The organism is Burkholderia sp. BC1 (assembly GCF_052683555.1).
The window spans coordinates 22,889-29,508 of sequence record NZ_JBQYLP010000069.1 but is presented as its reverse complement, the minus strand read 5'-3'; the positions used below and the strand labels follow the sequence as shown (position 1 = coordinate 29,508).

At 66.0% G+C, this 6,620-nt stretch carries 5 protein-coding genes and 1 tRNA gene; 1 reads left to right on the top strand and 5 read right to left on the bottom strand.

The features are described 5' to 3' along the window. Positions 1-183: 183 nt before the first annotated feature. Together ACSHSS_RS24920 and gltX are read right to left on the bottom strand one after the other, a co-directional pair. Positions 184-259 (bottom strand) — tRNA-Ala (locus tag ACSHSS_RS24920). 123 nt (positions 260-382) lie between these two features. Continuing rightward, positions 383-1,792, bottom strand: a complete 1,410-nt coding sequence (gltX, locus tag ACSHSS_RS24915; protein WP_445545682.1) for a glutamate--tRNA ligase — start codon at positions 1,790-1,792, stop codon at positions 383-385. A 278-nt stretch (positions 1,793-2,070) separates the two neighbouring features. Here gltX and ACSHSS_RS24910 point away from each other — a divergent pair, with 278 nt between their 5' ends. Continuing rightward, positions 2,071-2,997, top strand: coding sequence for a patatin-like phospholipase family protein (locus ACSHSS_RS24910; protein WP_059843585.1), 927 nt, complete (start codon positions 2,071-2,073; stop codon positions 2,995-2,997). Positions 2,998-3,096: 99 nt separating this feature from the next. Here the strand turns inward: ACSHSS_RS24910 and ACSHSS_RS24905 are convergent, their stop codons facing one another. The 3 genes from ACSHSS_RS24905 to ACSHSS_RS24895 all read right to left on the bottom strand — a co-directional run bounded on the left by ACSHSS_RS24905 (position 3,097) and on the right by ACSHSS_RS24895 (position 6,615). Beyond that, entirely contained in the window at positions 3,097-3,771 is a 675-nt protein-coding gene (locus tag ACSHSS_RS24905) for a C40 family peptidase (protein WP_445545681.1), read from the bottom strand. A gap of 127 nt (positions 3,772-3,898) precedes the next feature. Then, complete coding sequence (locus ACSHSS_RS24900; RefSeq protein ID WP_445545680.1) at positions 3,899-5,521, bottom strand: ABC transporter ATP-binding protein; 1,623 nt, start codon at positions 5,519-5,521, stop codon at positions 3,899-3,901. Further along, positions 5,518-6,615, bottom strand: coding sequence for an ABC transporter permease (locus ACSHSS_RS24895; RefSeq protein WP_006409817.1), 1,098 nt, complete (start codon positions 6,613-6,615; stop codon positions 5,518-5,520). Before ACSHSS_RS24895 ends, ACSHSS_RS24900 begins: the two co-directional genes overlap by 4 nt. Positions 6,616-6,620: the final 5 nt, after the last annotated feature.

The window sequence follows — 6,620 nt, the reverse complement described above, 5'->3', positions numbered from 1 at the left end:
TGTACTCACCGTGAAAGGGTGATGTCCTAGGCCTCTAGACGAAGGGGACAAAATCTTTTCAGATCTGTCTGGTTTCGCTATCAACTACTCGATAACAGCGAAGCCCGAAATTTTAACTGCTTTAAATCGTTTTGTGAAGCATTTATTACTACATAACTTCGCGAAACGATTCGTTTGTTCTGTTGGTGGAGGTAAGCGGGATCGAACCGCTGACCTCTTGCATGCCATGCAAGCGCTCTCCCAGCTGAGCTATACCCCCTTGCAGAACAGAAATGAGATTATATGGACCTACTTTGCAGTTGTAAATAGCTTTTTGCGAATCGGGCGAAATTTTTTGCGAAGCCGCGTCGTCGACGACGCGCGGCCTCGCGTCGCCGCGCGCTTACGCGAGCGCCGCCTCGATGCGCGACACGACGACGTCACGATCGAACAGCGCGAGCACCGCGTCGATCGACGGCGTATGCGTGGTGCCCGCCACGAGCAGGCGCACCGGCATCGCGAGTTGCGGCATCTTCAGCTTGTGCGCGGCAAGCGTCGCCTTCAGCGCGGCCGAGATCGCTTCCTTCGTCCAGTCGGCCGCCTTCAGCGCGGCGGCGAGATCGGCCAGTGCCGGCCGCACGGCGTCGCTCACGTGCTGGGCCAGCGCATCGGCGTCCGGCGCCGGCACGCGATAGAACATCGCCGCGCCTTCCGCGATTTCCTTGACCGTCGTCGCGCGATCCTTCATCAGCGCGATCACGGCCTCGAGCGCCGGGCCGGCCGCGAGCGCCGCATCGTCGATCGCCAGCGCCGCAAGGAACGGCTTCGCCAGCGCAGCCAGGCGCGCGTTGTCGGCTTCCTTGATGTAGTGCGCGTTCAGCCAGTTCAGCTTGTTGTGGTCGTACTGCGCGGGCGACTTGCCGAGATGCTCGAGATCGAACCATTCGACGAACTGCTCGCGCGAGAAGATTTCCGCATCGCCGTGCGACCAGCCGAGACGCGCGAGATAGTTGACGACCGCTTCCGGCAGATAACCGGCGTCGCGATACGCCATCACGCTCATCGCGCCGTGACGCTTGCTCATCTTCTCGCCCTGCTCGTTCAGCACGGTCGGCAGGTGCGCATACACGGGCGGCTCGCCGCCGAGCGCGCGCAGGATGTTGATCTGGCGCGGCGTGTTGTTCACGTGATCGTCGCCGCGGATCACGTGCGTGATGCCCATGTCCATGTCGTCGACGACCACGCAGAAGTTGTAGATCGGCGTGCCGTCCGGACGCGCGATCACGAGATCGTCGAGCTCCTCGTTCGAGATCTCGACGCGCCCCTTCACCGCGTCGTCCCACACGACGGTGCCCGTCAGCGGATTGCGGAAACGCAGCACCGGCTTCACGCCCGGCGGCGGCTCCGGCAGCACCTTGCCGGGCTCCGGACGCCACGTGCCGTCATAGCGCGGCTTCAGACCGGCCGCGCGCTGGCGCTCGCGCAGCGCGTCGAGTTCTTCGGCCGACATGTAGCACGGGTAGGCCAGCCCCTTCTGCAGCATCTGCGCGAGCACTTCGCGATAGCGGTCCATCCGCTGCATCTGGTAGATCGGGCCTTCGTCGAAATCGAGACCGAGCCATTCCATCCCTTCGAGGATCGCGTCGACGGCCTCCTTCGACGAGCGCTCGACGTCGGTATCCTCGATACGCAGCACGAACGTGCCTTTCATCTTGCGCGCGAACGCCCACGGATAAAGCGCGGAGCGGATGTTGCCGAGGTGGATGAAGCCGGTGGGACTCGGCGCGAAGCGGGTACGGACAGGACGGGTCATAAACGGTAACTCGAACGCCTGGGGCGCATGAATGATTCGACGCGGGATCGGCGGCGGCCATGCGAGCGGCTGCGTGCCGGCGACGCCCGGAACGGGAAAGAAGCCGGAATTATACTCGCGCCGCCCATCGCGCCAAGCGCGCCGCTTGCTTTATGATGTGCGCGCCGCGGCCGCCTGCCGGCGCCGCGCCGGTCGCGCGGACCTTGCCGCGCCGCCGCTCGCGAACCTATCGCCGCGCGGGCCCGATGGCCCGCCGCCCAGCCGCCGGAGAATCTTCGATGTCGTCCCCTCGCCTGTCACGCCGCCAGTTCACGATCGCGTGCGCGTCCGCCAGCCTCGCCGCCTGCACGTCGTTCGGCGGCAAATCGCGCTCCGACAGCGCATCGAGTGCGACGCAGCCGCACGACAAGCCGGTCAAGATCGGCATCGCGCTCGGCGGCGGCGCCGCGCGCGGCTTTTCGCATATCGGCGTGCTGAAGGCACTCGAGGCGCGCGGCATCGCGATCGACCTCGTCGCCGGCACGAGCGCGGGCTCGGTGGTCGGCGCGCTGTATGCGTCGGGGATGAACGGCTTGCAGATCAACAAGATCGCGCTCGACATGGATCAGGCGTCGATCAGCGACTGGGCGCTGCCGTTTCGCTCGCGCGGGCTGCTGCAGGGCGTCGCGCTGCAGAACTTCCTGAACAAGGCGCTGAACAACCGGCCGATCGAGAAGATGTCGAAGCCGCTCGGCATCGTCGCCACCGATCTGCAAAGCGGCCAGCCGATCCTGTTCCAGCAGGGCAATACGGGGCTTGCGGTGCGCGCGTCGTGCAGCGTACCGTCCGTGTTCGAGCCCGTGAAGATCGGCAGCCGCGAATACGTCGACGGCGGGCTCGTCAGCCCGGTGCCCGCCTCGTTCGCGCGCCGCATGGGCGCAAACTTCGTGATCGCGGTCGACATCTCGGCGCGCCCCGACGGCGCGGCGACCAACAACCCGATCGAGATGCTGCTGCAGACGTTCACGATCATGGGCCAGACGATCAAGACCTACGAACTCGACAAGTACGCGGACGTCGTGATCCGGCCGAATCTCGCCGCGATGGGCGGCAGCGATTTCAACCAGCGCAACGCGGCGATCCTCGCGGGCGAGGAAGCGGTCGCGCGCATCATGCCGGAACTGCAGCGCAAGCTCGCCGCGGCGCGCGGCGTCCCCGTCGCGTAACGCACGGCGCCGCCGCCGGCGCGCCGCACAGACAAAAGCCCCTGCCGCCTTCCGGCGACAGGGGCTTGTTCGATTCCGTCCGACCCGGACGAAAGCGCGTCAGTTGTTCGTGTTGTCCGCGTCGGTGCCGATCGTGGCGCGCACACGCTGGCGCAGGTCGTCGGCCTTCATCGGAAACTGCGTCTCGATCCGGCGCGCGCCGGTGAAACGCTTTTCCCAGTAGCTGCTGTCGAGATCGTCGACACGCACGGTGCTGCCCGTCGACGGCGAGTGCACGAATTTGTTGTCGCCGATATAGATGCCGACGTGCGAGAACGTGCGGCGCATCGTGTTGAAGAACACGAGGTCGCCCGGCTTCAGGTTACTCATGCTTACCTTTTCGCCGACGCGGCTCATCTCTTCCGCGCGACGCGGCAGCGACATGCCGAGCGTGTCCTGGAACACGTAGCGCACGAAGCCGCTGCAATCGAGGCCCGAATCCGGCGAGTTGCCGCCCCAGCGGTAGCGCACGCCGATCATGTTGAGCGCGCTGACGACGACGTCGCCCGCCTTGCCCGCCATGCCGGACAGGAACGACTTCGCGCCGCCGCTCGACGGCTGGGCATTGGGCTGCTGGACGGAGGAACCCGACCCGATCTGCGCCGAATTCGTGACATTTTGGTTAAAACTGCTGACTTCGTCGGCGAAAGCGCCGGGAGCTGCTGCGAACAGGGCGCCGATGAACAGCCCGGCGAGGGTGCGCGCGCATGCCTGGGTCAGGGATCGATGCTGCATTGGTCGATGGAATTTGCTTAAAAATCAGCTGATTGGCGGAAAATTTCGGTCGATACTAGCCAGCGCGTAATCGTTTGTCAAAACAAATTAAAAAATTCAATCGAGATAGTCTGACCATTGAGCCCTATCACGCTTTCCAGACCGCTTTCAACAGTTTTTGTGTGTAAGGATGTGACGGCCTCGCGAAGATCTGCTCGACGTCGCCCGACTCCACAATCATCCCGCCCTGCATCACCGCGACACGGTGCGCCATCGCACCGATCACCTCGAGGTCGTGGCTGATGAAGACATAGCCGAGGTTGTATTTCTGCTGAAGATTCGCGAGCAGCTTCAGCACTTGCTGCTGGATCGATACGTCGAGCGCGGACGTCGGTTCGTCGAGGATCAGTACACGCGGCTCGAGCACGAGCGCGCGCGCGATCGCGATCCGCTGCCGCTGGCCGCCCGAGAATTCATGCGGATAGCGATGCAGCACGGTGCGGTCGAGCCCGACCTCGCGCAGCACCGCGACCGATTTCGCGCGGCGCGCGTCGGGCGTCAGGTCCGGCCGATGCAGTTCGAGCCCCTCGCCGACGATCCGCTCGATCGTGTGACGCGGCGACAGCGAGCTGAAGGGGTCCTGAAAGACGACCTGCATGTTCGCGCGCAGCGCAGTCTGCTCGCGGCCGCGATACGTCGAGAGCGCGCGGCCCTGGAATTCGATGTCGCCGTGTACGGTCTTCTGCAGCCCGAGCAGCGCCATCGCGAGCGTCGATTTGCCGGAGCCCGATTCGCCGACGATGCCGAGCGTCTCGCCCTGCCGCACCGACACCGACACGTCGGACACCGCCGTCACCGGCGTCGTGCCGAACCAGCCCGCGAGGCCGGGCCGCTTGCGCGCGAACTGCACGCTGACGTGACGCGCGTCGAGCAGCACCGGCGCGATCGGCATCACGGGCGCGACCGCGCGCTGCGGCCGGCTGTTCAGCAGCCGCTGCGTATACGGATGCTGCGGCTCGGCGAAGATCCGCTCGACGGGCCCGCTCTCGACGAGCCGGCCATGCTCCATCACCGCCACGCGTTCGGCGAAACGCCGTACGAGATTCAGGTCGTGCGTGATCAGCAGGATCGCCATCCCGCGCTTTTCCGCTTCTTCGCGCTGCAACTCCAGCAGCAGATCGACGATCTGCGCGCGGATCGTCACGTCGAGCGCGGTGGTCGGCTCGTCGGCGAGCAGCAGACGCGGCCGGCACGCGAGCGCCATCGCGATCATCGCACGCTGACGCTGCCCGCCCGACAACTGGTGCGCATAGCTGTCGACGCGCCGATCGGGCTCCGCGATGCCGGTGCGCGCGAGCAGCGCGATGGCGCGCTTGCGCGCCTCCGCGGCGCTCACACCGTCGTGCAGCACGATCGTCTCCGCGATCTGCGCGCCGATCGTGTACAGCGGATTCAGCGCCGTCATCGGCTCCTGGAAGATCATCGCGATGTCGGCGCCGCGCAGCGCGCGCATCTCGCGCTCGCTCTTCGCACCGAGGTCCTGCCCCGCGAAGCGGATCGTGCCGCGCACGTCGGCGTCGCGCAGCAGGCGCAGGATCGACAGCGCCGTCACGCTCTTGCCCGAACCCGATTCGCCGACGAGCGCGACGCGCTCGCCGCGGCCGATCGCGAACGTCACGTCGTCGACGGCGACCGTGTCGCCGAAGCGCACGTTCAGATGCTCGAGCGACAGCAAGGGCTCGTCCTGCGTCGATACGGTCGTGCCGCTCATCGCTGCCCTCCCGCCGCACGCATCGAATCGGCGATGCGCGTGTCGAGCGCGTTGCGCAGCGCGTCGCCCATGAAGGTCAGCAGCAGCAGCGTCGCGACCAGCACGCCGAACGTCGACAACGAGATCCACCACGCATCGAGATTGCCCTTGCCCTGCGCGAGCAGTTCGCCGAGGCTCGGTGTCGGCGGCGGCACGCCGAGCCCGAGGAAGTCGAGGCTCGTGAGCGCGAGAATCGCGCCGCTCATGCGGAACGGCAGAAACGTGATCACGGGCGTCAGGCTGTTCGGCAACACGTGGCGCCAGATGATCTGCCAGTTCGTCAGGCCCATCGCGCGCGCCGCGCGCACGTAGTCCTGCGTGCGGTTGCGCAGGAATTCCGCGCGCACGTAGTCGGCGAGCCCGATCCAGCCGAACAGCGACAGCAGCACGATCAGCAACAGGAAGCTCGGCTCGAAGATCGACGCGAAGATGATCAGCAGATACAGCTCGGGCAGCGAGCTCCAGATCTCGATCAGCCGCTGTCCGACGATGTCGATGCGGCCGCCGAAAAAGCCCTGCACCGCGCCCGCGGCGATCCCGAGCAGCGTGCCGATCGCGGTCAGGATCAGCCCGAACTCGACCGACACGCGAAAGCCGTACACGAGCCGTGCGAACAGATCGCGGCCCTGCGCGTCGGTGCCGAGCCAGTTCTCGCGCGACGGCGGCGCCGGATTCGGCTCCTTCGAGAAGTAGTTCAGCGTGTCGTAGTAATAGCGGTTCGGCGGATAGACGACGAAGTTGCCGGGCGCCTCGAGCCGCTTGCGCACGTACGGATCGAGATAGTCGGCGGGCGTCGGGAAATCGCCGCCGAACGTCGTCTCCGGATACGCGTGGAACAGCGGGAAATAGTAATGACCGTCGTAGCGGACCACGAGCGGCTTGTCGTTCGACCAGAGCGGCGCGGCGATGCTGGCCGCGAACGCGACGACGAAGATCACGAAGCTCCAGTAGCCGAGCTTCTGCTGCCGGAAACGCTGCCACACGCGGCGCGCGGGCGACGGCGACACGTGCGCACGCGCGGCCTCGACGCGGGACGGCGCAGCGACGCGGCTCATCGCGC

Bases quoted from the DNA above. Each gene is read 5' to 3' on its own strand.
- gltX (WP_445545682.1), bottom strand. From the start codon at position 1,792: ATGACCCGTCCTGTCCGTACCCGCTTCGCGCCGAGTCCCACCGGCTTC.
- ACSHSS_RS24895 (WP_006409817.1), bottom strand. From the start codon at position 6,615: ATGAGCCGCGTCGCTGCGCCGTCCCGCGTCGAGGCCGCGCGTGCGCAC.
- ACSHSS_RS24910 (WP_059843585.1), top strand. From the start codon at position 2,071: ATGTCGTCCCCTCGCCTGTCACGCCGCCAGTTCACGATCGCGTGCGCG.
- ACSHSS_RS24900 (WP_445545680.1), bottom strand. From the start codon at position 5,521: ATGAGCGGCACGACCGTATCGACGCAGGACGAGCCCTTGCTGTCGCTC.
- ACSHSS_RS24905 (WP_445545681.1), bottom strand. From the start codon at position 3,771: ATGCAGCATCGATCCCTGACCCAGGCATGCGCGCGCACCCTCGCCGGG.